The organism is Micrococcus sp. iso_229 (assembly GCF_058072725.1).
This window is the reverse complement of sequence record NZ_CM176514.1, coordinates 2,301,015-2,325,624: the sequence shown is the minus strand read 5'-3', so window position 1 is coordinate 2,325,624 and position 24,610 is coordinate 2,301,015. Positions and strand designations below refer to the sequence as shown.

At 72.7% G+C, this 24,610-nt stretch carries 26 protein-coding genes and 1 pseudogene; 16 read left to right on the top strand and 11 right to left on the bottom strand.

All coding sequences use genetic code 11. From position 1 onward, the window contains the following. The first annotated feature begins 89 nt into the window (after positions 1 to 89). The 3 genes from AC3RKA_RS10775 to AC3RKA_RS10765 all read left to right on the top strand — a co-directional run bounded on the left by AC3RKA_RS10775 (position 90) and on the right by AC3RKA_RS10765 (position 4,165). Complete coding sequence (locus AC3RKA_RS10775; RefSeq protein ID WP_387101327.1) at positions 90 to 1,415, top strand: sugar ABC transporter substrate-binding protein; 1,326 nt, start codon at positions 90 to 92, stop codon at positions 1,413 to 1,415. Positions 1,416 to 1,529: 114 nt separating this feature from the next. Continuing rightward, positions 1,530 to 3,167, top strand: a complete 1,638-nt coding sequence (locus AC3RKA_RS10770) for an ABC transporter permease subunit (RefSeq protein WP_489727245.1) — start codon at positions 1,530 to 1,532, stop codon at positions 3,165 to 3,167. Positions 3,168 to 3,244: 77 nt separating this feature from the next. Continuing rightward, positions 3,245 to 4,165, top strand: a complete 921-nt coding sequence (locus tag AC3RKA_RS10765) for a sugar ABC transporter permease (protein WP_049158252.1) — start codon at positions 3,245 to 3,247, stop codon at positions 4,163 to 4,165. A gap of 43 nt (positions 4,166 to 4,208) precedes the next feature. On the opposite strand, the pseudogene AC3RKA_RS10760 reads toward AC3RKA_RS10765, so the two are convergent. Further along, positions 4,209 to 4,438, bottom strand: a pseudogene (locus tag AC3RKA_RS10760) (acyl-CoA desaturase); the annotation flags it as partial. On the opposite strand from AC3RKA_RS10760, the gene AC3RKA_RS10755 reads away from it, so the two are divergent. The 4 genes from AC3RKA_RS10755 (at position 4,375) to AC3RKA_RS10740 (ending at position 6,662) form a co-directional block, all read left to right on the top strand. Next, positions 4,375 to 4,683 (top strand): RsbRD N-terminal domain-containing protein, encoded by a 309-nt coding sequence (locus tag AC3RKA_RS10755; protein ID WP_489727604.1) that lies wholly within the window; start codon positions 4,375 to 4,377, stop codon positions 4,681 to 4,683. The pseudogene AC3RKA_RS10760 and the gene AC3RKA_RS10755 overlap by 64 nt on opposite strands. Continuing rightward, positions 4,680 to 4,892, top strand: a complete 213-nt coding sequence (locus AC3RKA_RS10750; protein ID WP_065572688.1) for a hypothetical protein — start codon at positions 4,680 to 4,682, stop codon at positions 4,890 to 4,892. The genes AC3RKA_RS10755 and AC3RKA_RS10750 overlap by 4 nt, the downstream gene beginning before the upstream one ends. A gap of 238 nt (positions 4,893 to 5,130) precedes the next feature. Continuing rightward, positions 5,131 to 6,246: a type I restriction endonuclease gene (locus AC3RKA_RS10745; protein WP_060774824.1), complete on the top strand. Its 1,116-nt coding sequence runs from the start codon at positions 5,131 to 5,133 to the stop codon at positions 6,244 to 6,246. Continuing rightward, positions 6,246 to 6,662, top strand: a complete 417-nt coding sequence (locus tag AC3RKA_RS10740; protein WP_489727244.1) for a sortase domain-containing protein — start codon at positions 6,246 to 6,248, stop codon at positions 6,660 to 6,662. Before AC3RKA_RS10745 ends, AC3RKA_RS10740 begins: the two co-directional genes overlap by 1 nt. Before the next feature lie 27 nt (positions 6,663 to 6,689). Here AC3RKA_RS10740 and AC3RKA_RS10735 read toward each other — a convergent pair whose 3' ends face one another. Continuing rightward, positions 6,690 to 7,970, bottom strand: coding sequence for an NAD(P)/FAD-dependent oxidoreductase (locus AC3RKA_RS10735; protein ID WP_363739572.1), 1,281 nt, complete (start codon positions 7,968 to 7,970; stop codon positions 6,690 to 6,692). A gap of 72 nt (positions 7,971 to 8,042) precedes the next feature. Between AC3RKA_RS10735 and AC3RKA_RS10730 the strand changes: the two genes are divergently transcribed. Continuing rightward, a complete protein-coding gene (locus tag AC3RKA_RS10730; protein WP_049158242.1) occupies positions 8,043 to 8,810 on the top strand; it encodes a sulfite exporter TauE/SafE family protein in 768 nt (255 codons plus the stop codon). A gap of 21 nt (positions 8,811 to 8,831) precedes the next feature. Here the strand turns inward: AC3RKA_RS10730 and AC3RKA_RS10725 are convergent, their stop codons facing one another. After that, entirely contained in the window at positions 8,832 to 9,440 is a 609-nt protein-coding gene (locus AC3RKA_RS10725; RefSeq protein ID WP_020624715.1) for a TetR/AcrR family transcriptional regulator, read from the bottom strand. A 72-nt stretch (positions 9,441 to 9,512) separates the two neighbouring features. Here AC3RKA_RS10725 and AC3RKA_RS10720 point away from each other — a divergent pair, with 72 nt between their 5' ends. From AC3RKA_RS10720 to AC3RKA_RS10705, 4 genes are all read left to right on the top strand, one after another. Further along, a complete protein-coding gene (locus AC3RKA_RS10720) occupies positions 9,513 to 10,298 on the top strand; it encodes an ATP-binding cassette domain-containing protein (protein ID WP_049158240.1) in 786 nt (261 codons plus the stop codon). Continuing rightward, positions 10,298 to 12,757: a YhgE/Pip family protein gene (locus tag AC3RKA_RS10715; protein ID WP_065572684.1), complete on the top strand. Its 2,460-nt coding sequence runs from the start codon at positions 10,298 to 10,300 to the stop codon at positions 12,755 to 12,757. The genes AC3RKA_RS10720 and AC3RKA_RS10715 overlap by 1 nt, the downstream gene beginning before the upstream one ends. Before the next feature lie 97 nt (positions 12,758 to 12,854). Then, positions 12,855 to 13,415: a GNAT family N-acetyltransferase gene (locus AC3RKA_RS10710; protein ID WP_409480455.1), complete on the top strand. Its 561-nt coding sequence runs from the start codon at positions 12,855 to 12,857 to the stop codon at positions 13,413 to 13,415. 232 nt (positions 13,416 to 13,647) lie between these two features. Further along, positions 13,648 to 14,667, top strand: coding sequence for a bile acid:sodium symporter family protein (locus tag AC3RKA_RS10705; RefSeq protein ID WP_489727243.1), 1,020 nt, complete (start codon positions 13,648 to 13,650; stop codon positions 14,665 to 14,667). Between the two features lie 36 nt (positions 14,668 to 14,703). On the opposite strand, the gene AC3RKA_RS10700 is transcribed toward AC3RKA_RS10705, so the two are convergent. The 4 genes from AC3RKA_RS10700 to AC3RKA_RS10685 all read right to left on the bottom strand — a co-directional run bounded on the left by AC3RKA_RS10700 (position 14,704) and on the right by AC3RKA_RS10685 (position 17,884). Then, positions 14,704 to 16,158: an FAD-binding oxidoreductase gene (locus AC3RKA_RS10700; RefSeq protein WP_409480453.1), complete on the bottom strand. Its 1,455-nt coding sequence runs from the start codon at positions 16,156 to 16,158 to the stop codon at positions 14,704 to 14,706. Between the two features lie 69 nt (positions 16,159 to 16,227). Continuing rightward, positions 16,228 to 16,758, bottom strand: a complete 531-nt coding sequence (locus tag AC3RKA_RS10695) for an SgcJ/EcaC family oxidoreductase (protein ID WP_206396149.1) — start codon at positions 16,756 to 16,758, stop codon at positions 16,228 to 16,230. 29 nt (positions 16,759 to 16,787) lie between these two features. Next, positions 16,788 to 16,928, bottom strand: coding sequence for a hypothetical protein (locus AC3RKA_RS10690; RefSeq protein ID WP_002855432.1), 141 nt, complete (start codon positions 16,926 to 16,928; stop codon positions 16,788 to 16,790). Between the two features lie 77 nt (positions 16,929 to 17,005). Continuing rightward, positions 17,006 to 17,884 carry a DODA-type extradiol aromatic ring-opening family dioxygenase gene (locus tag AC3RKA_RS10685; RefSeq protein WP_489727242.1) on the bottom strand — a complete coding sequence of 293 codons (879 nt, stop codon included), beginning with the start codon at positions 17,882 to 17,884 and terminating at the stop codon, positions 17,006 to 17,008. Between the two features lie 115 nt (positions 17,885 to 17,999). Between AC3RKA_RS10685 and AC3RKA_RS10680 the strand changes: the two genes are divergently transcribed. From AC3RKA_RS10680 to AC3RKA_RS10665, 4 genes are all read left to right on the top strand, one after another. Then, a complete protein-coding gene (locus AC3RKA_RS10680) occupies positions 18,000 to 18,482 on the top strand; it encodes a MarR family winged helix-turn-helix transcriptional regulator (RefSeq protein ID WP_060774814.1) in 483 nt (160 codons plus the stop codon). A gap of 107 nt (positions 18,483 to 18,589) precedes the next feature. Next, a complete protein-coding gene (locus AC3RKA_RS10675; RefSeq protein WP_489727241.1) occupies positions 18,590 to 19,843 on the top strand; it encodes a polysaccharide deacetylase family protein in 1,254 nt (417 codons plus the stop codon). Between the two features lie 10 nt (positions 19,844 to 19,853). Further along, positions 19,854 to 20,408 carry a TIGR03086 family metal-binding protein gene (locus AC3RKA_RS10670; protein WP_049158233.1) on the top strand — a complete coding sequence of 185 codons (555 nt, stop codon included), beginning with the start codon at positions 19,854 to 19,856 and terminating at the stop codon, positions 20,406 to 20,408. Positions 20,409 to 20,440: 32 nt separating this feature from the next. Next, the gene (locus AC3RKA_RS10665) at positions 20,441 to 20,866 is read left to right on the top strand and encodes an iron chaperone (protein WP_060774812.1); all 426 of its coding nucleotides are present in this window, start codon (positions 20,441 to 20,443) and stop codon (positions 20,864 to 20,866) included. Here the strand turns inward: AC3RKA_RS10665 and AC3RKA_RS10660 are convergent. The 4 genes from AC3RKA_RS10660 to AC3RKA_RS10645 form a co-directional block, all read right to left on the bottom strand. After that, positions 20,748 to 21,590: a TVP38/TMEM64 family protein gene (locus AC3RKA_RS10660; protein ID WP_489727240.1), complete on the bottom strand. Its 843-nt coding sequence runs from the start codon at positions 21,588 to 21,590 to the stop codon at positions 20,748 to 20,750. The genes AC3RKA_RS10665 and AC3RKA_RS10660 overlap by 119 nt on opposite strands. 149 nt (positions 21,591 to 21,739) lie before the next feature. Then, entirely contained in the window at positions 21,740 to 22,582 is an 843-nt protein-coding gene (locus AC3RKA_RS10655; RefSeq protein ID WP_227448881.1) for a GTP pyrophosphokinase, read from the bottom strand. 65 nt (positions 22,583 to 22,647) lie between these two features. Then, complete coding sequence (locus tag AC3RKA_RS10650; protein WP_002855424.1) at positions 22,648 to 23,103, bottom strand: acyl-CoA thioesterase; 456 nt, start codon at positions 23,101 to 23,103, stop codon at positions 22,648 to 22,650. After that, complete coding sequence (locus AC3RKA_RS10645; protein WP_489727239.1) at positions 23,100 to 24,560, bottom strand: FAD-binding oxidoreductase; 1,461 nt, start codon at positions 24,558 to 24,560, stop codon at positions 23,100 to 23,102. The genes AC3RKA_RS10650 and AC3RKA_RS10645 overlap by 4 nt, the downstream gene beginning before the upstream one ends. Positions 24,561 to 24,610 lie beyond the last annotated feature (50 nt).

Here is a 24,610-nt window from a genome sequence, read left to right as displayed (position 1 = left end):
ACGGGGGCAGGCGCCGTCTCACCACGGGCCCACGTCGGCGACGCAACGGCCGGCGCATGCCGCGGGCCACCCCTCGTGAAAGGCACACCATGCAGTCGACGACGACGACCGGCGGCCTCCTCCGCCGCCCGCTCAGCCTGACCCTCACCGCGGCGTTCTCCGCCCTCGCGCTCACCGCGTGCGGCGGCGGCTCCTCCGCCCCGGCGTCCTCCTCCCCGGCCGGCGCCACCGAGCAGGGCACGGCCACCGCGTCCCCGAGCCAGGACCTCTCCGAGGCCGGCGCCAGCACCATCACCATGTGGGTGGACCAGAACCGCCAGGAGCCGCTGCAGGCCGTGGCGGAGGACTTCAAGGAGGACACCGGGATCACGGTGGAGCTCGTGGTCAAGGACAACTCCACGATGAAGGACGACTTCATCACCCAGAACCCCACGGGCGAGGGCCCGGACGTGATCGTCGGCGCCCACGACTGGATCGGCTCGCTCGTGCAGAACGGCACCATCGAGCCCCTTGAGCTGGGCGAGAGAGCCGGCGACTTCGTGGAGTCCTCCGTGCAGGCCGTCACCTATGAGGGTCAGACCTGGGGCGTGCCGTACTCCGTGGAGAACATCGCCATCCTGCGCAACACCGAGCTGGCCGAGTCCACCCCGGCCTCCTTCGACGAGATGATCGCGGAGGGCCGGAAGGCCGTCGACGCCGGCGAGGCCGAGTACCCGTTCGTGGTGGGCCTGGACGCCGTCAACGGCGACCCGTACCACTTGTACCCGTTCCAGACCTCCATGGGCGCCCCCGTGTTCAAGCAGGCCGAGGACGGCTCGTACGACACCGGCTCGCTGGCCATGGGCGGGCCCGAGGGTGAGGCCTTCGCCGAGAAGCTGGCCGAGTACGGCGAGTCCGGGGTGCTGAACCCGAACATGACCGCGGACATCGCCAAGGAGCAGTTCAACTCCGGCAACGCGGCCTACTTCATCACCGGCCCGTGGAACATCGAGGAGGCCGAGGCGGCCGGCGTCGACTTCGAGGTCGAGGCCATCCCGTCCATGGGCGACCAGCCGGCGCAGCCGTTCGTGGGCGTCAACGCCTTCTTCGTCTCCTCAGAGTCCGAGAACCAGCTGGCCGCGAATGAGTTCGTGGTCAACTACCTCTCCACCGAGGCGGCCCAGGACGCGCTCTTCGCCGAGGGCAAGCGTCCCCCGGCGCTGACCGCCTCCTTCGACAAGGCGGCCTCGGACGAGACCGTGAAGGCGTTCGGCGAGATCGGCGAGAACGGCGTCCCCATGCCGGCGGCCCCCGAGATGGGCGCGGTGTTCGAGTTCTGGGGCGGCGCCGAGATGAGCATCATCAAGGGCGAGGGCGACCCGGTCCAGACCTGGCAGAAGATGATCTCCGACATCGAGGGCCGCATCGGCCAGTGATCCGGCGCGGTCCGCCTCCGGCGTCCCCGCGGGGACGCCGGAGGCGGACCGTGGCCCCGCGCCCTCGGGGCGCACCCCCCTTCCACGGCAGGCCCTCGGGCCGGATGAGGAACCATGAGCCCTTCTTCCACCGCGTCGGACCGGTCCGACGCCGCCACCGCCGCCCTCGACGACGCCGCGCGCCGCACCGGCCCGGGCCGCCGTCGTCGTGCGGACGCCCGGGGTACCGACGGCCTCGGTGGCACGCTGGCCAAGATCGTCCTGCTGGGCCTCGTGGACGCCTTCGCGGCGTTCCTGCTGTTCCAGCTCGCGGCCGCGGGGGACTGGGTGGTGTTCGCGCTGACCCTGGCGGTCACGATCGGCATCAACTGGATCTACCTGCGCCGCGGCGGCCTGCCGGCCAAGTACCTCGCCCCCGGCCTGTTCTTCCTGATGCTGTTCCAGGTGTTCGTGGTGGTCTACTCCTCCTACGTCGCCTTCACGAACTACGGCGCCGGGCACAACTCGGACAAGGCCGCGGCGATCGAGATCATCCAGCGCTCCTCCTCCATCCGCGTGCCGGACTCCCCGGTGTACGACATCACGGTGCTGGAGGAGGGCGGCGACCTCTACCTGCTGACCCTGCGGGACGGGGAGCCCGTCCTCGGCGGCGCGGACCAGGCGCTGGAGCCGGTCGAGGCCCAGATGCAGGACGGGGAGCCGGTGGGGGTGGAGGGGTACACCACCCTGCGGTTCGGCGACCTGCTGCAGCGTCAGGACCAGGTCACCCGCCTGAAGGTCCCGCTGAGCGACGACGCCGCGGACGGCACCCTGGAGACGCGCGACGGCTCCCGCGGGTACGTGTACGCGCCACGTCTGGAGTACGACGAGGCCCGGGACACCTTCACGGACCTCGAGAGCGGCGTGGAGTACCGGGACAACGGCGAGGGCCAGTTCCAGGCGGACGACGGCAGCACGCTGCAGACCGGCTGGCGGGTGTTCGTAGGCCTGGACAACTTCACGCGCGCGTTCACCGACCCCGAGCTGCGCGACCCGCTCGTGCGGGTCACCGTGTGGACCTTCGCCTTCGCGTTCCTGAGCGTGGCCACGACGTTCGCCGTCGGGCTGCTGCTGGCGATCGCCTTCAACCGCTCGGACATGCGCGGCAAGAAGGTCTACCGGGTGATGATGATCCTGCCGTACGCGTTCCCGGCGTTCCTGTCCGGCCTCGTGTGGGCCGGCCTGCTCAACCCGGAGTTCGGCTTCGTCAACACCGTGCTCTTCGGCGGCGCGGACATCCCGTGGCTCACCGACCCGTGGCTGGCCCGGCTGTCGGTGCTCGTGGTGAACCTGTGGCTGGGCTTCCCCTACATGTTCCTGGTGACCACGGGCGCCCTGCAGTCCCTGCCCGAGGACGTGGACGAGGCGGCCCGCATGGACGGCGCCGGCCCGTGGCGCATCTTCCGCTCCATCAAGCTGCCCCTGCTGCTGGTCTCGGTGGCGCCGCTGCTGATCTCCTCGTTCGCGTTCAACTTCAACAACTTCAACATCATCTACATGCTGACCGGCGGCGGACCGCGGTTCCCCGACGCGGGCTCGAACATCGGCGCCACGGACCTGCTGATCACGGTCGTCTACAAGACGGCGTTCAGCGGGGTGGGGCGCGACTACGGCCTGGCCTCCGCCCTGTCCATCGTGATCTTCCTGATCGTGGCGACCATCTCGGCGATCAGCTTCCGGCAGACCAAGGCGCTCGAGGAGATCGACAAGTGAGCATCCCCCAGGATTCCGGCCGGCCCCGGCCGGACGCCCCCGAGGCGGGCGTCCCGACCTCGCCCCTTGCCGCCGCCCTGGCGCAGCAGGAGACGGACCCGCTGCGCTGGGAGGAGGACCCGGCCCCGCCACGACGCCGCCGCTCGTTCGGCCGGTGGATGCGGGAGCTGGGCTGGCGCCATGCGGTGGGCGTGCTGGCCAGCGCGTTCGCACTGTTCCCGCTGCTGTACGTGCTGTCCGCGTCGCTCGACCCGACTGGCACGATGGCAAGCTCGAACCGGCTGTTCTCCTCGTTGAGCGGGCAGAACTACGTGGACCTGTTCAGCGACCCGAACCGGCCCTTCGGCCGCTGGTTCCTCAACACGATGGTGATCGGCGTCATCACGTCCGTGATGACGGTGTTCCTCGGCGCCCTGGCCGCCTACGCGTTCTCCCGGATGCGGTTCACGGGCCGCCGCGTGGGGCTGCTGACCCTGCTGCTGGTGCAGATGTTCCCGCAGCTGCTCGCGGTGGTGGCGATCTTCCTGCTGCTGACCTACATCGGCAACCTGGTGCCCGTCCTGGGCATCGGCTCGCAGCTCGGCCTCATCCTCGTGTATTTGGGCGGCGCGCTCGGGGTGAACACGTACCTGATGTACGGGTTCTTCAACACCATCCCGCCGTCGCTGGACGAGGCCGCCAAGCTCGACGGCGCCTCGCACGCGCGGATCTTCTTCTCGATCATCCTGCGCCTGGTGACCCCCATCCTCGCGGTGGTGGCCCTGCTGTCCTTCATCACCACGGTCTCGGAGTTCGTGATCGCCTCCGTGGTGCTCACGGACCCGTCCGCGCAGACGCTCGCGGTGGGCCTCTACGGCTACGTCTCGGAGACCCGCTCTGAAAACTGGGGCGTGTTCGCGGCCGGCGCCGTGCTGGCGGCCCTGCCCGTGATGGCGCTGTTCCTGTTCCTGCAGCGGTACATCGTCTCCGGCCTCACGGCCGGCGGCGTGAAGGGCTGAGCCGACGACGACGGCGGCGGGAGGGGCGCCCGCCCCTCCCGCCTCACGGCAGCGCCAGCCGGGACACCCTCTTCCACGCGGAGCCCACCTGCCGCAGCAGCGGGCCGGTCGTGTACGGCAGGCCGTAGCGGGCGCAGATCTCGCGGAGTCGATCATCTGGCGCACGTACCAGTCGCCGCGGGTCTGGCCCTCCACCATCTCCTCGGAGAATGTCTTCTCCGTGCCCTCGGGGAAGTGGCCGCAGAAGATCACCGCGTGCGCCCAGATGTTGCGCCCGCCTCGGCATGGGCATGTCCGTGGTGATCGACCTCGGCGAGTCCATCTGGGCCTACATCGACGAGCTCTCCGCGGTGAGCGCCCAGGCCCACGCGGAGGCCCAGGCGGCACGCGGGCGTCCTCGACGCCTCCGGGGACCGGGGGCGGGCAAGCCTGGCCGTGACGTGGCATGCGGTCCACGCTGGGCCGTACGAGCGGCGGGGATCAGCCCCGTCCGGATTCCGCCCGAGAGGACGACATGACCCATCACGAGAACCACGACCGCCAGGACCTGGCCGCCGGGGAGACCTATCTGATCCACGTCCTGGAGACCTCGGACCCGCCCGGCAACCCGGACCACTACCGGATCACCGACGCCGTGGAGGCCCACCATGAGGCCACCGGCTCCTACGACGTCGAGGCCGCCGGCATCGACGTCGCCCGTGACCTGCTCGCCCGTCACGCGAAGTGAGCGCGCGGACGGCGTGTCGTCTTCCCTCCGGGGGAGGCGGCTCCTGCGACTAGGAAGGCAAAGCTCGTCGGCGGGACTCGCAAGCCAGCCACCCTCCGACGTTCGAAGCGGGCGTGCGTCCTGACGAGTCCCAGGCTGGGCTATATTGCGTCAAAGTCAGCGGCATCCAATTGCCGCAGTGACGTGGGCGTGCCGGGATCAGGTGTCTCGGCGCCTGACCATAAAGGGGTGCGGTGGCATGACGGAATTCGAAGACAAACTTGGGCAGGTTGCGCGGCGAGTGCGAGATTACATGGGCTCCCTCGAAACGGAGGAGGCCACGAAAAACGCCCTCGTGATGCCGTTCATCTCTCAGGTTCTCGGCTATGACGTCTTTGATCCGGAGGAGGTCGTTCCGGAGTTCGTGGCTGACCTGGGGTTGAAGAAGGGCGAGAAGATCGACTATGCGATCATGCGCGAAGGTCGTGTCAATATCCTCATCGAGGTGAAGAAGGTCGGAGCGGAGTTGTCCTTGGCCCATGCCAGTCAGCTAGTGCGCTATTTCCACACGAGCGAGGCACGCATCGGCGTGCTCACCAACGGCCGTCTGTGGAACTTCTACACCGACCTGGATAAGGCAAACATCTTGGATGAGCGCCCTTTCCTTGTACTCGACTTACTGGATATCGACCCCGTGACGATTCCTAAGCTGGAACAAATGGCCAAGGGGTCTTTCGATATCGACTCAGTCATCGCGGCGGCGGAGGAACTGAAGTACGTCTCGGCCATCAAGCGCGAGATCGCTACGGAATTGGGGGATCCGAGTGATGAACTGGTGAAAATTCTCGCCAAGCGCGTCTACTCCGGTTACATGAACGCCAAGGCGGTCGAGACCTTCACTCGCCTGACGGCGGAAGCCGCCCGCCAGTACATCAATGATCGGGTCAATTCACGCTTGAAGACCGCGCTGGGAGACCAAGCCCTCCCCGTCGTGACCGTCTCTGCTGAACCTCAGTCCGCGGACAGCCAGGTGGTCCCGCCAGAGGATGAGGGATTGGATGAGGCGCAGCTCAAGCCCAGCGTGGTGACGACGGAAGAGGAGATCGAGGGATTCAGGATCATCAAGGCGATCCTCGCTGGCATAGTCCCGATGAATCGCGTCTACATGCGCGACGCGGCCTCGTACTGCAGCATCATCCTGGACGACAACAACCGCAAACCGATCGCCCGGCTGCATTTCGATGGAAGGGCGAAGTTCTTGACCCTGTTCGACGCCGAGAAGAATCGGATGCGGGTTGACATCGAGGACGTCGAGGACATCTACGACTCCGCCGAAGTGCTGCGCGACGTGGTCACCGCTTACCTCGGCGGCTGATGAATGCACTCGCCCGAGGGCCACGCTGGCGGCCTTCACAGTCACCGACGCGCCGCCTCTCCGGTGGGGGAGGCGGCGCGTCGTGTATCGGGGGATGTGGATCGCCCCAGGTCAGGGGCCCGGCGGTGCTGCTCGGCCACGTCAACGCCACGGACGGCTCCGCGGGCGTCTTCGCCCACCTGACCGACCTCGCGCCGGGGGACACGGTCGAGGTGGAGCGCGAGGACGGGGCCGTGGCCGTGTTCGCGGTGGACCGCGGCGTCACGTACGGCAAGGACGAGTTCCCCACGGACGAGGTCTACGGGGACACCGAGGCCCCCGAGCTGCGCCTGATCACGTGTGACGGCTACAACGCCTTCACGCGCGAGTTCGAGGAGAACCACATCGTCTACGCGACCCTCGTGGACGTCTACTGACCGGCTGCGGCACCGGGCACCGCCCGCTCAGGCGTCCGCGTCCGTCCGCAGCTCGCCGCGCAGGTCCCCGCTCACCTCGGACCACGCCGCCCCGGCGGCCACGAGCTCCCGGCCGCGCGCCGCGTCGTCGTCCGCGTTGTAGGTGAGCACACCCACCAGGCGGTCCTCCTCGTCCGTGTACCAGACCGTGAAGGAGCCGGGGCGCTCGACGAGGCGAGCCGTGGCGTGGCCGTCGCCCCAGGCGCTGTGCTTGAGGAGGTGCTCGCCGATGGTGCTCCAGAACCCGGGCACCTGGTCCCAGCTCCGCAGCGCGCCCTCGTCGGCGTCGGCCTCGTGCGCGAGCGCCGAGCTCTGCCCGGCCGCGGCGTCCGGGACGGACACCGTCGTGACCGCGGCGTTCGCGCCGGCCACCTCGCCCATCGCCAGGGCGTCGCCCCAGTGCTCGACGACGATCGGCCGGTCCGCCACCGTGTGCCGGGCCCGGGAGACGTCCCCGGCCACCCACACGCCCGGAGCCGCGGCCAGGTGCTCGTCCGCCACGATCCGTCCCTCGTGGACGGTCAGCTCCGTGCCCTCGAGCAGACCGCCGCCGGGCTCCATGCCCACCGCGGCGAGGATGAGGTCCGGGGCGAGGGTGACGCCGTCGTCCAGGTGGATGGTCCGGGGCGCCTCGATGCCGCTCACCCGCACGCCCGTGCGCAGCGTGACGCCCGCGCCCGTCAGCCACTCGGCGATCCGCTCGCCGGCGACGCGGCCCAGCCGCCTCTGCTGCGGCACCTCGTCCGGGGTGACCAGGGTGGTCTCCACCCCGCGCAGCGCCAGCGAGGCCGCCGCCTCGCAGCCGATGAACCCGGACCCCACCACGACGGCGGAGCGCGCGTGTCCGGCCGACGTCACCAGGCGGCGGGCGTCGGCGAAGGAGCGCAGCAGGTGCACCTCGGCGCCGGCCTCGACGTCCGGCAGGGGGACCGGACGGGCGCCCAGGGCCAGGATGAGCCGCTCGAAGCGGATCGGCTCCTCGGCGGCCCACAGCGTCCGCGCACCCAGGTCCGCGCGGGTGACGGTCACGCCCCGGCGCAGCTCGACGGCGTCCGGCAGCTCGTCCAGCACCGTCGGCTCGGGTTCGGCGGTGCCGCGCAGCAGCTCCTTGGACAGCGGCGGACGCTCGTAGGGGTGGTCCACGTCCGAGGTGAGCATGAGGACGGGGCCGGCTCCCCCGGCGTCGACGTAGGCGCGGGCAGCGCTGACGCCGGCGGGGCCGCTGCCCACGATCACGAGCGGGTACGGGGTGGAGCTGTGCTGGGCCATGCGGCCAGCATGCGCACCCGTCACGGGCGGGCACCAGGGCCGACGGGCCCCCGGCTCCGGCATACTGCCCGCATGGACCCCTCCCTGGTGTGGCTGCCGGCCGTCGTCGCGCTGGCCGCGATCACCCTGGGCGGCACGCTCCAGCGGGTGAGCGGAATGGGTGTGGGCATGATCGCCGCACCCACGCTGTCCCTGCTCCTGGGCCCGGTGGCGGGGGTGACGCTGTCCAACGTGGCCGCCTCGGTGTCCGCGGTGCTGCTGTTCGCGTTGCTGCACAGGCATGTGGACTGGCCGCGCTTCGTCCGCCTCGCGCCGTTGCTCGTGGCCGGCTCGTTCGCGGGGGCGTGGGCTGTGCGGGTCCTGGACGCCCACGCGCTCGAGATCCTCCTGGGGTCCTCCGTGCTGGTGGCCGTCGCCGCCGTCCTGGGCCTGCAGCAGCGCTTCACCGCCCAGGGGAACGGGGCCGTGTTCGCCTCCGGCGCCGTGGCCGGGTTCATGAACACCACCGCGGGCATCGCCGGGCCGGCGCTCGCGGTCTACGCGGTGGCGAGCCGGTGGGACCAGCGGTCGTGGGCGGCCACCCTCCAGCCCGTGTTCCTGCTGGCCAACCTCACCTCGCTGGCCACCAAGTCGCTGTTCGGCGCGGCCGTGCCCGCGGGGCTGCACGTGCCGTGGCCGGTGTGGGTCGCCGTGGTGGCGGGCGGTCCGCTGGGTGTCCTGCTCGGTTCGGTGGTGGCCCGCCGGGTGGACCCCGCGAAGGCGCGCGTCCTCGCGATCTGCCTCGCCGGCGTCGGGGGCACGGTGGCGCTGGTGCGCGGTGTGGCCGGCACCCTGGGCTGAGGCGGGGCCGGCGCGCAGGCGTCAGGGCAGGAGGGAGCGCACGGCCGCGGCCAGCGTGTCCCGCACGTCGTCCACCGTCAGGTCCTCCGGGGCCAGGTGCCGCTCGACCGACAGCGTGTGCACGAGCATCAGGAGCATGGCCGCGGTGTGCGTGACCTGCTCGTCCGGGACGTCGGCCAGCACGCGGTGCTCGCGCAGCAGGCCGGCCAGGAAGTCCCGCCGCCGGACGGTGAGCGTCCGGTAGGCTCTCCCCACGGCGGGCTCGCGCAGGCCCACGGCCTGGAACTCGTGGAGGAGCAGGGGCCAGGAGCCCGTGGTCTCGAGCACGACGTCGGCCAGGGCCTCCGCCACGCGGGCCACCAGGTCCTCGCGCGGCAGGTCGGGGTCGTCCAGGGCGTCGGCGACGCCGTCCATGGCTCGGGTGGTCGCCCGCTCGAACTGGACGGTGCAGGCGGCGGCGAAGAGGTCCGGCTTCCCCGCGAAGCCGGAATAGACGGCGCCCTTCGTGTAGCCGGCCTCCGCCGCGATGCGGGCGAGGGAGGAGCGCGCGTAACCCTCCCGTCCGAACACCCGAGCCGCGTGGTCGAGGATGGCCGCGCGGACATCCTCGCGGCGGGGTCGGGTCGCCATGTTGCCCTCTCGATGCCGATGGTATTGAATACCGATGGTATTGAATCCGCCTCGACTCGGCAAAGAGGGCCCATGTCTTCCACTCCCACCGACGCCGATCACCATGGCCCCGGGCCCGCCCCCGTCCCGGCGCACCTCGACGACCTCCCGCCCGCCACCCTCGTGGCGCGCGGTCTGACCCTGCGCGGCGGTCGTGGGCCGGTGTTCGGTCCCCTCGACCTCGTGCTGCCCCCGCAGACCCACCTGGCCGTGCTCGGCACCCAGGGCTCGGGCCGCTCGGCCCTGCTGTTCGCCCTCACGGGGCGCCTGCAGGGCGTGCGGGGCGAGCTCGTGCTCACCGGCGGCCCCGTGGACGTCGCCCTGGACGGCCCGGAGCGGCCCGCCGCCCGTGCGTACCGGCCCCCGATCGACGCCGCGCGCCACCCGTACGCCCTCCGCGCCCGCACCGCCGTCGCCCACACCACCGACCTGGTGGAGCTCGAGCCGGCGCTGACCGCGGCCGAGGTCGTGGACGAGCGCTGCCTCGCCGACGGCGTGCGCCGCCGCGCCGGCCGCGCGCGCTTCGCCCTCCTCGCGGACGCGGTGAGGCTGAGCGTGGCGCCGGAGGCCGTCGTCGGGGAGCTGTCCGCACCCGAGCGCGCGCTGCTGGCCGCCGTCGTCGCCTGCCTGCGCCCGGCCCGCCTCGTCACCTTCGACGACGTGGACGCCACCCTGACCCTCGATGAGCTGGTCGCGCTCCACGCGGCCCTGGACGTCCTCAAGGACCACGGCCACCCGTTCGCGGTGAGCGCCGTGGCCTCCGCGCCCGTGCCGCGCGACGCCGTCGTCCTCACCCTGCCCCCCGTCCGGGAGAACTGATGCTGTTCCGCTACGAGCTGCGACGCTTCCGCCGTGGCCTGCCCCTGCTCGCCCTGCTGTTCATCTTCCTCGTCCCCGCCATCTACGGCGCCCTGTACCTGTCCGCGAACTGGGACCCCTACGGGGCCATGGACCGTCTGCCGGTGGCGATCGTCAACGAGGACGAGCCCGTCCAGCGCGGCGACACCACGCTGCGCACCGGCGCGGATATGACCGAACGTCTCAAGGACGACCGCGCCTTCGACTGGCGCGAGACCACGCGCGAAGAGGCCGAGGAGGGGCTGCGGGAGGGCCGGTACTACCTCGTCCTGGAGATCCCCGCCGAGCTCAGCCGCGACCTCGTCAGCCCCGAGGGCGGCGGGACACCGCAGCAGGCGCAGATCACCCTGCGCCGAGACGACGCCAACGGCTTCGTGATCGGCTCCGTCACGAACGCGAGCCAGGCCAAGGTCGAGGCCGCCGTGAACCGGTCCGCGATCGAGGCGTACTTCGAGGCCGTCTTCTCCAGCCTCGGCGAGCTGCGGTCGGGCATGGTGGACGCCGCCGACGGTGCCGCGCAGCTGGCCGACGGCACGGCCTCCGCGGAGGACGGCGCGAGCCAGCTGGAGGACGGGATCGTCCAGGCCCACGACGGCTCGGGCAAGCTGGCCGAGGGCGCGGGCCAGCTCGCCACGGGTGCGGGTGACCTCGCAGACGGCGCCGCCCAGGCCGACGACGGCGCCCAGCGACTCGCCGAGGGCGCCGCGTCCGCGCAGGACGGGGCCGGGCGCCTGGCCGACGGGCTCGACCAGGCGCGCGAGGGCTCCCAGGCCCTCGCTGACGGCGCCGGGCAGCTCGCCGAGAACGCCCCCGCCCTGCGCCAGGGCGCCACGGACCTCTCCGACGGGCTGGCCCAGCTGCAGACCGGATCGGCCGAGCTCACCGACGGCGCCACGCAGGTGGCCGACGGCACCCAGCAGCTCTACGACACGGTGATCCCCGGCCTGGACCAGGTGATCGAGCGGCAGGACGCGGTGGCCGCCGACGTCGCCGCGGTGGACGAGGACGTCCAGCGGGTCGCCGAGGTGGCCGGCACGGCCGAGGACGGCGCGGGCGCCCGCATCGCCGACGCGCAGGCCGCCCTGGCCGAGCTCGCCGAAGAGGACCCGACGCTCGCCGAGTCCGAGCAGTACGCCGCGCTCCAGGAGGCGCTCACCGGCGCGGACGAGCGGGTGACCGCCGTCGCCGGCCGCGCCGAGGAGGCCGCCGCGACCTCCGCGGCCGCCAACGAGCGCGTCCAGGGCTTCGTCGAGGACGACGTCGCCGCCTCCGCCAAGGCGGATCTGACGGACCTCAACGACGGCGCCCACGCCGTGGCCGCGGGCGCCGAGAAGCTGCAGGGCGGGATCGGCGAGGCGAAGGACGGGGCCGACTCCCTCGCCGACGGCGCCGGGAGGTTCGCGGACGGCCTCGAGCAGCTGGGCTCCGGCGCGACCGAGCTCGACGGCGGCCTGGCCCAGCTCCAGGACGGCGCCGGGGAGCTGCAGTCCGGCCTCGGCGAGCTGACGGACGGGGCGACCACCCTCGCCGAGGCCAACGCCGCGCTCCACGACGGGGCGCTGACCCTGCAGGACGGTGCGGGCCAGCTGGAGTCCGGCGCCACCGAGCTCGACGACGGCCTGGCCCAGCTCCAGGACGGCGCCGGGGAGCTGCACACCGGCCTCGGCACCCTCGACGACGGCGCCCACGAGCTCGCCTCCGGGCTCTCCGACGGCGTCGACCGCGTCCCCGCCCTGACCGAGGACGAGCGGGACGAGGCCGCCCTGGTGATGTCCCGGCCGGTGGAGGCCGTGATGCAGGTGGACAACTCCGCGGAGGTCTACGGGCGCGGCATGGCGCCGATGTTCTTCTCCATCGCGCTGTGGGTGTTCGGCATCGCCGCGTTCAACATCATGCGGCCCATCAGCGGGCGGCTGCTGGCCGGGCGCCGCAACCCGGTGGCGATCGCGCTGGCCGCGTGGCTGCCCGTGGGCATCGTGGCCGTGGGCGGCGGCCTGCTCATGCTCGCCGCGACGCTGCCGCTGGGCCTGGCCCCCGTGCACCCGGTGCGGGCCGTGGCCCTGACGGTGCTCGTGGCCGTGGTGTTCTCCCTCATCGCGCACCTGGTGCAGACGGCGCTCGGCACCCCCGGTTCGGCGGTGCTGCTGGTCCTGCTGATCCTGCAGCTGGCCTCCACCGGCGGCACCTACCCGGCCGAGGTGCTGCCCGGCTTCTTCCAGGCGCTGCACCCGTTCATGCCGATGAGCTACTCCATCGAGGCGTTCCGCAACGCGATCTCCGGCGGCCTGGACCAGCGCTTCTGGGTGCCGGTGGTCGTGCTGATGGGTGTCGGGGCGGCGGCGCTCGCCCTGGACGTGCTCGTGGTGCGGCGTCGGCGCCGGTTCCGCATGAAGGACCTGCACCCCGCGCTGCAGGCCTGAGCGGGGGCGGCCGCGGGTGGGGGCCGGGCGGGAGAACGCCCGGTCACCCCGCGACGCGCGCCGCCCCGCGGTCCCGCCGCGGCGGTACCGTCCGGGGATGACCTCCGCACCCCGCGCCGCCGTCGTCCGCCCGGCCCGCCCCGAGGACGCGCCCGCGATCGCCGCGATCGCCGCGGCCACCTTCCCGGACGCCTCCCCGGCCTCGCTGCCGCGTGCCGCGGTGGACGCGCACATCGCGCTGCACCTGAGCGAGGCGGCCGTGGCCGCGTGGATCGCGGACCCGGAGCGGATCGTGCTCGTGGGCGCCGCGGCCGACGCCCCGGAGACCCTGCTCGGCTACGCCATGTACGAGACCGCCGCGACCCCCGAGGCACCCGTCACGGAGCGGCTCGGCGACGTGCCGGCCGGCCACCTCTCGAAGCTGTACGTGCTCGCCGAGGGGCGCGGCACCGGGCTGGCCGAGGCCCTCGTGCACGACGGCGTGGAGCGGCTGCGGCGGCTGGGGTTCCGGCACGTGTGGCTCGGCACGAACGCGCAGAACACACGGGCCAACCGGTTCTACGAGCGACTCGGCTTCGCGACGATCGGGGCGCGGCAGTTCGTGGTCGGCGGGGAGCGCGTCGAGGACGACTGGGTGCGGCTGAAGAGCCTGGAGTGACGGGAACCCCGGCGGTGACCGCTCTGCGGTCGGCGGCTGCGGCCTGCGTCCCGATCTCGGTTCCCCGGCCATGTTCCGACGTCGCAGGGCCGCTCTGACAACAGAAAGTGACCGGGTAGCGGAAGGATGAGTGCGCACCGGGAGGGTCCACATGTCGGACATGGACGTCCACGGATGGGGTTCCATGCAGAAGGGAGCCTAGGGTGGCGCACATCACTTCTTGAGCGTCCAGATGACGGGATCCCCCATGCCCAACCCACCCATCCCGGGCCGGCCTCGTGCCTCAGCCGCCGTGATCGCCTTCCCCCTGGTGATCATCGTGTGTGCCGTCCTCAGTGCCCTGATGCCTGAATTGGCCGCCCCCATCGGGCCCTATGTGCCGATCCTGCTGGGATTCATCATGTTCACGATGGGGATGACGCTCACCCTTCCTGACCTGAAGGTCCTCCGGACGGCGCCGCACGCGGTGTTCGTCGGCCTGATCCTGCAGTACACGGTGATGCCCCTCTCCGGCTGGGCCCTGGGCGTGCTCTTCGGCCTCGACCCGATGCTGATCGTCGGCATGGTCCTGTTGGGCTCGGTCCCGGGTGGGACGGCGTCCAACATCGTCACGTACCTCGCGCGAGGCAACGTCGCGCTGTCGGTGGCCATGACCTCGCTGTCCACACTGGTCTCTCCGCTGCTGAGCCCGCTGCTGATCATGTGGCTCGCAGGCAGCTACCTGCCGGTGGACGCAGGGGCGCTCGTGCAGCAGATCCTGCAGATCGTCCTCATCCCCGTGGTGCTCGGGATCCTGGTCCAGCTCCTCGCCCGGAACTTTGTCGCCCGGGTGGCCGGGATCGTCCCCTGGCTGTCCATCGCAGGGGTGGCCCTCGTGCTGTCCGGCGTGATGGCGAAGTCCTCGGCGGTGGTCCTCGGTGCCGGCGTCGCTGTCTACGTGGCAGTCATCCTTCACAACCTCGTGGGCTTCGGACTGGGCTGGCTCGGTGCGCGGGCGGCCCGGCTGGGGCCCCGGGAGCGTAGAGCCATCTCACTGGAGGTGGGTATGCAGAACTCCGCGCTGGCCGCCACCCTGGGCGGGGCCCACTTCGGCCCGCTCGCCGCGTTGCCCGGTGCCGTCGCGGCGGCATGGCACAACATCGGCGGCCCGATCCTCGCCCTGCTGTTCACTCGCGGCGACACCGAACCCGCGGTTCCGGTGGACGACGCCCCTGTCCAGGCGGCCGCGTCGGCCGACCCCGTCCCGCGCTGAGCCGGGGCGGGTGGCCGAGGCGGCCGCCTTCCCGGCTCAGGCGGTGAAGACCTTTCCGGGGTTGAGCAGCCCCTGCGGGTCGAAGGCGGCCTTGATGCGCTGCTGCAGCGCGTACTGGTCGTCTCCCAGCTCCTCCCGCAGGAAGGCGCGCTTGAGCAGACCGACCCCGTGCTCACCGGTGAGCGTGCCGCCCAGCTCGAGGGCGGCGCGGAACACGCGGGCCACGGCATCCCAGACGTCGTCGGGGATGCCCTCGGTGGCCCCGACCGCACCGGCCTGCCCGAACACGGGAATGGGATGCAGGTTGCCGTCGCCGGCGTGGGCTGAGGTGGGGATGAACACCCCCGTCTCGGCCTCGATCTCCCGGATGCGGGCGAACATCTCCGGCATCCGGGAGCGCGGGACGGCCACGTCCTCCACCAGCGGCGTCCCCAGGTGCTCCAGCGCCGGGAACACGCGCCGGCGCAGAGCGACGAGCCTGTCCGCGTGCTCCGGGTCCAATGTGAGGACGACGTCGCCGCCGGCCCCTCGCATGAGCTCCGCGAACCGCTCACCCTCCCGCGCGGCGCCCGGGCCGTCCGCCTGCACGAGCAGATACGCCCCGGATTCGGGCAGGGCCGAGGCGTCCTCACCCAGGTGGAGTGTGTAGCGACGGATCGCGTCCAGGCTCGCCTCGTCGAGGAGTTCCATGATGGCCGGCACCCCGCCGTCGGCGGTGATCGCAGCGGACGCCCGCGCCGCGGCCACGACGTCGGGGAAGAAACCGCCGATGGTCGCCACGGGGTCGGTGGCGAGCGGGCGGAGCGAGAGCGTGGCGCCGACGATGATGCCCAGGGTGCCCTCGGAGCCGATCATCAGTGCCGTCAGGTCGTACCCCGTGACGCCCTTAACGGTCCGGTGACCGAGTTCCATGAGCGTGCCGTCGGCGAGCACGACCGACAGGCCCAGCACGGCCTCCCGCGTGACGCCGTACTTGGCGCACAGCAGGCCGCCCGCGTTCAGGGCGATGTTCCCGCCGACGCTCGAGATGTCCTTCGAGGCCGGATCGGGCGCCCACCACAGGCCATGGGGGGCCAACGCCCGGTTCAGGTCGCCGTTGAGGATCCCCGGTTCGACGACGGCCACGCGGTCCGCCGCCGAGACCTCGAGGATCCGGTTCATGCCCATCAGATCGAGGCAGATGCTCCCGGCGCCGGCCACGGCACCGCCCGAGATGCCCGTGCCCGCCCCGCGCGGCACGATCGGTGTGGCGGTGTCCGTGGCGATGCGGCACACCGCCTGGACGTCCTCGACCGAGCGAGCCCGGACCACGCAGAGGGGTCCGTCGGGTGCGGCGAAGCCCGAGCGGTCCACGCGCATCGCATCGCGCGACTGCGCGGAGTCGTCCACCTGGCCGGGCAGTGCCGCCGCAAGGCGCGCGACGACGTCGGTGTCGCTGAGCGCGGGGGCCGGGGAGCCGGGATGGGACGGAAGAGGGGAAGGAGCGGTCATGGCCGCAGTCTAGAGATCTGAGTCACAGGAATTCGGGGTGTGTCGCCGGGTGCGGCCGGTCGCCGCCGCTCAGCAGGCCTCCGGGCCGTCGGGGTCCTCGTCGGGATCGATCCACGCCGACGGGTGGTAGTGCACCGCGGCGAGCCCGTCGTCGTCGGCCAGATGCGTCTGCGCCTCGGGCACGGAGTCCGTGTTCTGCCCGGCCACCGCCTCCCACGTCCCCGCCTCGGTGCGGCGCACCACGAGCAGCAGGACGCCGGTGCGCTCGCCGGCCTCGTCGCCGTCGGGCGCGGTCTGCCCCGTCATGGTCCACGGCGCGTGCACCACCGCCACGTCCCCGAGCTCGCGCACGCGCACCTGCCCGAGCACGAGCCGGGAGGCCGGGAACATCCAGCGGAAGCCGAGCGCGTGGTTCACCCGGATCTGCCGTCGCCGCGTCCACCACATGCCCACCACGTTCACGAAGTCCGCGTCCTCGGCGAACAGCTCGGCGAGCGCGTCGGCGTCGGCGGCGTTCCAGGCGGCCGCGAAGGCCTCGGCCACCGCGGCGGGGCCGGCCGGTCGGGTCGCGACGTCGGCGGTGGGGTCCGCGGGGGACATGGCTGCTCCTGGATCGGGGAAGGACGGGTTCAGCGGGCGGGCCCGTAGGCCAGCATCAGCACGACGGCGGCGAACAGCACCGCCATCACGGCCAGGACCGTGAGCACGGCGCGCAGGGCCGCACGCGTGCGCGGGTCGGCCGGGGGTGGTGCATCCGGACGTCGGGTCACGCTCGCCAGTGTGGCACGCGGCACGGCGCGAGGGGCGCATGCGTCGGCCCGCGTCGAAGGCGCCTCCCAGCCGGGGCTCAGTCGACGCTGAAGCTGCGGATGTGGTTGCTGAACACGAAGCAGTCGAACACGGTCCGCGCCGAGCTCGGGTCGTCCGCGGCGCCCATGGTGAGCAGCAGCGGCACGAAGTGGTCCGCCGTCGGGTGGGCGATCAGCGCGCCCGGCGCCGTGTCCCGATAGCCGACCAGGGCGTCGACGTCGCCCGCGTGGGTCATCTCGGCCGCCCACCGGTCGAAGGCGTCGACGTGCCCGAAGAGGCGCGGGTCGCGCATGGCGGCGAACGAGTGCGTCATGAACCCGGAGCCGATCACGAGCACGCCCTCCTCCCGCAGGGCGCGGAGCCGGGTGCCGAGCCGCAGCAGCGCGGCCGGATCCTGGGAGGGCATGGACACCTGGACCACGGGGACGTCCGCGTCCGGGTACATGGCCATGAGCGGGATGTAGGCGCCGTGGTCGAGCCCGCGGCCGGTCTGGTGGACCGCGCCGGGCCGGCCCTGGCCGAGGACGCCGGCCACGCGGGCGGCGAGGTCCGTGGCGTCCGGGGTGGCGTACGTCAGCTCGTAGTAGCGCGGGTGGAAGCCGCCGAAGTCATAGACCAGCGGCGTGCCGGCGGCCGCGGAGGAGATGGCCACGGGGGCGTCCTCCCAGTGCGCGGACACGATCACGATCGCGCGCGGCTTCGGCATGCTCTGGGCCCAGGCGAACAGGTCCTGCAGCCACTGCGGTTCGTCCAGGGTGGGCGGGGCGCCGTGGCTGACGAACAGGGCCGGCAGGGGTCCGTCGGCGGGCTCCCAGCGACGCTGGGCGCGGGTGAGGGGCAGCGCGCGCACGAGCAGGTCGTCGTACGCGCCGGCGGGGGTGGGCTGCGCCCACGGGTCCTGGATGGTGGCGGTCATGGTGTCCTCCTGGCTCACGACGGCGTCTGGTGACTTCACGCGTGAAGTGAACAGTAGGGCTATTCGGTTCACAGTGCAACTGAATCGCGTGGTGTCCTCGGGTAGGGTGGCGGCCATGGACCACGACGCCGCCCCCTGGCTGGACGCGGAGGAGCGCCGCGCGTTCCTCGCCCTGATGAGCATGGCCATGCGCCTGGAGCCGACCCTGGACGCCCAGCTGCGCCGCGACGCCGGGCTCACCCACTTCGAGTACTCCGTGCTCGCCAACCTCTCCGAGGCCGACGGCGGCACGCGGCGGATGAGCGAGCTCGCCTGGCTCTCGTCGGGCTCCCTGCCGCGGCTGTCCCAGGTGGTGACCCGCCTGGAGAAGCGGGGGCTCGTGCGCCGGGAGCCGGACCCGGACGACGGTCGCTCCACCCGCGCGGTCCTCACCGCGGCGGGCCGGTCAGCGGTCGAGGAGGCCGCCCCCGGCCACGTGGCCGAGGTGCGCCGCGTGGTCCTGGATCCGCTCACGCGGGCGCAGGTCCGGCAGCTGGCGGCCATCGGCCGGCGTGTCATGGGGGCGATCGACCCCGAGGACCGCTGCCTCGAGGGCTGAGGCCCACCGGGTGCGCGCGCCCGCGCCGTCCCCGCCGCCCGCCCGGCAGGGGTGGTCTCGAGCCGGGCGGCCTTGGCATGATGGGTGCCCCCGGAGAAAGGTGCCCGATGCCCCTGCCTGTGCCGCAGCCGACCCGTCGACAGATGCTCCTGGCCGGATCCGCCCTGCTCGGATCGGGACTGCTGGCCGCCTGCGGGCAGGACGGGGAGGACGCGGCGCCGTCGTCGTCCGAGCCCGCCTCGTCCGCGCCCCCCTCCGCCGCCCCCGCTGGACCGCCCCCCGCCGGCGACCCGGTGGCCTGGTCGGACGTGGCGCGGGTGCCGCACCTGTTCTTCCACTCCCTCGTGGTGGACCCGGCGCGCGCCTTCGACGGCGACGACAAGGCCGGCGGCTACCTGGACTTCATGGTCACGGTGGACGAGTTCGACGCCGTCATCCGGCAGGTCTACGAGCGCGGCTACGTGCTGGTCTCCCCGCACGAGCTGTACGAGGTGGGCGAGGACGACGTCGTCCGCCCGAAGACCCTCATGGTCCCCGAGGGCCGCACCCCGCTGATCCTCTCCCTGGACGACTGCTCGTACTACCTCTACATGGACGGCGACGGCTTCGCGGACCGCCTGATCGTGGCCGAGGACGGCCGCGTCCGCAACGAGTACACGGACGCCGAGGGCACCACGCACGTCGGGGCGTTCGACGTCGTCCCGCGTCTGGACGACTTCCTCGACGAGCACCCGGACTTCAGCCTCAACGGCGCCCGCGGCGTGCTGGCCATGACCGGCTACGACGGCGTGTTCGGCTACCGCACCTCGGCCCGCGAGTTCGGGGACAGCCCCACGTTCGACGCCGACGTCGCGGCCGCCACCGAGGTCGCCGACGCGCTCAAGGACAGCGGCTGGGAGTTCGCCTCCCACACGTGGGGCCACCGGACCGTGCCGAAGCTGACCATGGAGGAGCTCGAGTTCGACATGGGGCACTGGCACCAGGAGGTCGAGCCGATCCTCGGCCCCACGGACATGCTCATCTACCCCTTCGGCGCGGACGTGACCGGTCCCGGCAAGTACACCGCGGACAACGAGCGGTACCGCTACTTCCGCGAGCTCGGCTACCGCTCCTTCTTCCTCGTGGACGGCACCTCCAAGGCGTGGGGCCAGCTCGAGCCCGGCTACTACCGCGGCTCGCGCATCAACGTGGACGGCATCAGCCTCGCCGCGGCCGTCTCGGGTGAGCGGCCCGTGCTGGAGGAGTTCTTCGACCCCCGGTCCGTCCTGGACCCGGCCCGTCCCGAGTCCATCCGCGGCCCGAAGAAGCCGAGCCCGGCGCCGTCGTCGTCCGCCGCGGCCCCGAGCACCCCGCGACCCTGAGGAGAGCACCATGTCCATCCCCGCCACCGAGGTCGAGGCCCGCTGGAACGCGGCCGCCGAGCCGTTCACCGCCGTCGTCCGGGAGGTGCGGGACTGGGACGCGGCCACCCCGTGCGAGGGCTGGGACGCGCTGGACCTGCTGGACCACGTGATCGCCGGCCAGCGCGACTTCGCCGCCCGTCAGGGCCGGGAGGTGCCCCTCTTCGACGGCTCCCGCCAGCAGATGGCCACCCAGTGGGCCAAGCACGCCGCCGCCATGTCCGCCCTCGCCGGTGACGAGGAGTTCATCATGCGGCCCATGAAGACCGCGCTCGGGGAGATGCCCGTGGGCGAGGCGTTGATCCGCTTCCACGCGTTCGACCTGATCGTGCACCGTTGGGACCTGGCCCGCTCGCAGGGCGTGGACGCGCGGTTCACGGACGCGGAGATCGACTGCGTGGAGGAGTCGCTGGAGCTGTTCGGCGACGCCGCCTACACGCCCGGCATCCTGGGCGAGCCCGTCCCCGTGGCCGACGACGCCGACCCGCAGACCCGCCTGCTCGGCCGCCTGGGCCGTCGGGGCTGAGCCGGGCCCGTCCCCGAACCCGAGGAGGCACCGTGAGCGAGTCCACCGGTTTCAGCGCCGCGGAGAAGGCCGCGATGGCCGAGCGCGCGGAGGAGCTGCGCGCCCAGCGCGGCGGCAGGAAGAGGGCCGACGCCCTGCAGGACCTGCTGGCGAAGATCGAGGAGATGCCCGAGCCGGACCGCGCCCTGGCGGTGGCGGTGCACCGGATCGTCACGGAGGTGGCCCCGGAGCTCGCCCCCCGCACGTGGTACGGCATGCCCGCCTACGCGCGCGGCACGGACGTGCTCGTGTTCCTGCAGGTCAGCAGCAAGTTCGGCGTGCGGTACACGACCCTCGGCTTCAACGAGGGGGCGAAGCTCGACGACGGCGCCATGTGGCCGACGTCGTTCGCCCTGACCGCCCTCGACGACGACGTCCGGGCCCGGATCGCCGATCTGGTGCGCCGCGCCGTCGGCTGACGTCCGGCCCCTCCGCGGACCGGGCCGCCCGTCGCCAGTGGCGCACCGCCCACAGGGTCAGACCGCCCACGGTCAGCCAGCCCACCCCGAGCAGCACGCCGTTCACGACGCCCGGGCGCACCGCGAAGGCCCCCATCGCCACGAGGGAGAGCTGTCCGGGGATCACGCCGACCGCGGTGGAGCCGGCGAAGATCCCCAGCGGCACGGCGAGCGCGCCCGCTCCGTAGTTCACGGGCCAGTACGGCAGCCCCGGGGCGACGCGCAGGGTCAGCAGGGCGAGGAACCCGGTGTCCTCGAGCCGCCGCTCCACGGTCTCGGCGTGGCGGCCGAGCCAGCGCAGGACCACCTCCCGCCCGACTGCCCGCGCGACGCCGTAGGCCCCGAGCGAGCCCAGCAGGGCCCCGACCACGGACAGCACCGTCCCCTCGATCGTCCCGAAGAGCACACCGGCGGTGACCGCCATGATCGTCACGGGGATGGGGGTGAGCGCCACCGCCGCGTACAGCACGGTGAACGCGAGCCAGCTCCACCAGCCGAAGCCGTCCAGCCGGGTGCGCAGCTCGTCCACGCCGGGCAGGCGCACGGTGAGCGCGAGCCACACGAACGCCGCCACCACGAGGACGAGGGCGGCGGTGCGCAGGATCGACACCCCGCGGTGCCCGGTGCGGGCGGGCGGGGTGGAGGCGGCGCCGGAGTCGCCCGGCGGCACGGCGGTGGAGGGCATCGGACCAGGCTACCGGCGGCCACCCTGCCCGCTCCGCGGTCACGCCCTGCTCGGCTTCGGTGGATCACACGCGTGTGACTCATCCACACCTGTGGACAACTCTGTGGAGAACCCTGTGCACGCGGCCCGCCAGGTGTGGACGGAGGGGCTCAGCCGGTGGACGCGCCGGGCGCGTCGTCGCGCGGCTCCGCGTCGCCCGGCCCCGCCGCCGGCTCGTCCTCGAAGGCGGGACCGCCGTCGTCCTCCCAGGCCGCGGCGGCGTCGTCGTCCCTGTCGGTCTCCTGCACCTGGTCGTGCAGGCGCTCCATGCGGGTGTCCAGGTCCGCGGCCACGCGGGCGGCGGCCACGAGCTCGGTCGCGATGTCCGGGGGCACGCCGCCGTCGAACTTGTAGTTGATCTTGTGCTCGAGCGTGGCCCAGAAGTCCATGGCGCTCGTGCGGAACTGCATCTCCACGGTCACCGGGATCGTGCCGGTGGACAGGTGGATCGGCACCTGCACGAGGCAGTGCAGGCTGCGGTAGCCCGAGGGCTTGGGCCGGGAGATGTAGTCCTCCACCTCGAGCACCCGGATGTCCGGCTGCTGCGTGAACTGGCGGAACACGCGGTACACGTCCCGGGCGAAGCTGACGATCACGCGCGCCCCGGCGATGTCCGTGACGTTGGTGCGCAGCGCGTCCAGGTCCAGGGACAGCCCGCGGGCGGAGGCCTTGCGCAGGATCGACTCCGGCGACTTCACCCGCGTGACGATGTGCTCGATGGGGTTGTAGTCGTGCAGGTGCGTGAACTCGTCCCGCAGCACCTCGAGCCGCGCCTCCACCTGGAGCAGGGCCGAGCGGTACTCGAGGTCGAAACGCTCGACGTCCTTGCGCAGCCGATCCAACGCCACGGACATCACGGGGGAGAGCTGCGTCAGCTCGGACACGGGGGTGCCGCGCAGCGCCTCGACGTCCGCCGAGGGCACGGGCGCGTCCGGGGAAGGGTCCTGCTCCATGGCCTCAGAGCCTACGGCGGGATCCTGCGAGACGGCTGGCCGTCCACAGGCCCGACGGCGGCCCGTCAGTCCTCGGCGGGGATCAGCACGCGTTCGAAGACGGCGCGCTCCTCGTCGGAGACGGCCACGGGCCGCCCGGCCGCCGGGTCCACCTGCACGAACACGGCGTCGCACAGCACGCAGCGCCGCCCGTCCTGCCACAGCTCGTGGCGCAGCGTGAAGGACGTCCGGCCGATCCGCAGGATCCACACCCGCGCCGTCACCTCGGGCCCGGCGTAGACCACGGGCGCCTCGTACTGGACCTCCATGGACCGCACGACGCGCTGGACGTCCGGGGACGCCGTCGTCGTGGCCCACGCGGCCAGGGCGCGCACGCGCGCCTCCTCGGCGAGGGTGAGCAGGCGGGCGTTGTTGACGTGGCCGTAGCGGTCCTCGTCGGACCAGCGCAGCTGCAGCCCGACCTCGAACGGGGTGGGCGTGCCGGCGTCGGCGGGGGTCTCGGGGGTGGTCGGCTGCGTCACGGGGTGAACACCTTTCCTGGGTTGAGGATGCCGTGCGGGTCGAACACGGCCTTGATGCGCTGCTGCAGGTCGTGCTGGGCGTCGCCGAGCTCGTCCCGCAGGAACGCGCGCTTGAGCAGGCCCACGCCGTGCTCGCCGGTGAGCGTGCCGCCGAGTTCCAGACCCGCGCGGAACAGCTCGCCGGCGGCCTCCCACACGTCCGCCGGGATCGACGCGGCGTCCTCGGCCGCGCCGCCCACCTGCGCCGCCGCGCCGAACAGCAGGATCGGGTGCAGGTTGCCGTCCCCGGCGTGGGCCGTGGTGGGGATGGCGACGCCGGTGCGTGCCTCGATCTCACGGATCCGCGCGAACATCTCGGCCATGCGGCTGCGGGGGACGGCCACGTCCTCCACGAGCGGGGTGCCGAGGCGCTCGAGCGCGGGGAACGCGGTGCGGCGCAGGGCCATGAGGGCCTCCCCCTCGGCGGGGTCCACGGTCACGGTGACGTCCCCGCCGTGGGCGCGCATGAGGGCGGCCATGGCCTCCCCGTCCGCCTCGGCGCCGGCGCCGTCGGCCTGCACCAGCAGGAACGCGCCGGACTCGGGCAGGGCGGCCCCGCGTTCGGGCCCCGCGTGCGCGCGCACCGCGGCGAGCGTCGCCTCGTCCATCAGCTCCATCAGGGCGGGCACGTGACCGGCCCCGGTGATCGCCTCGGCCGCGGCGGCGCCCGCGACGACGTCCGGGAAGAACCCGCCGAGCGTCACCGGCACGCCGCGCACGGCCGGCCGCAGCGCCAGCGTCGCGCCCACGATCACGCCGAGCGTGCCCTCCGAGCCGATCATCAGCGCGACCAGGTCGTAGCCGGTCACCCCCTTGACGGTGCGGTGGCCCAGCCGCAGCAGGGTGCCGTCCGCGAGCACCACGTCCAGGCCCAGCACGGCCTCGCGCGTGACGCCGTACTTGGCGCACAGCAGCCCGCCGGCGTTCATCGCGATGTTGCCGCCCACCGTGGAGATGTCCTTCGACGCGGGGTCCGGGGCCCACCACAGCCCGTGCTCGGCGAGCGCGGCGTTCAGCGCCCCGTTGAGGATCCCCGGCTCGACGACGGCCACGCGGTCCGCGGGGGAGACCTCCAGGATCCGGTCCATCGCGGTCATGTCCAGGACGATCTCGCCCGCCCCCGCGACGGCGCCGCCGGCCAGCCCCGTGCCCGCTCCGCGGGTGACCAGCGGAGTGCGGGTCCCGTGCGCGATCCGGCACGCGGCCTGCACGTCATCCACCGTCCGCGCGCGGACCACGGCCAGCGGCGCGGCCGGGGAGCGGTGTCCCGAGCGGTCCGCCCGGGCGGCCTCGAGTGCGGCGACGGAGACGTCCACGCGGCCGGGCAGCTCCGCCTGCAGGCGGGCGACGACGTCGGCGGGCGGGGCGTCGGCGGCGGGGGCCGGGGCGGCCGGGGCGAGCGGTGCGGAGAAGTCCATGCCCACCAGTGTCGCCGATCACACGGGGCGGAACGTGCGTCGGCCGGTCC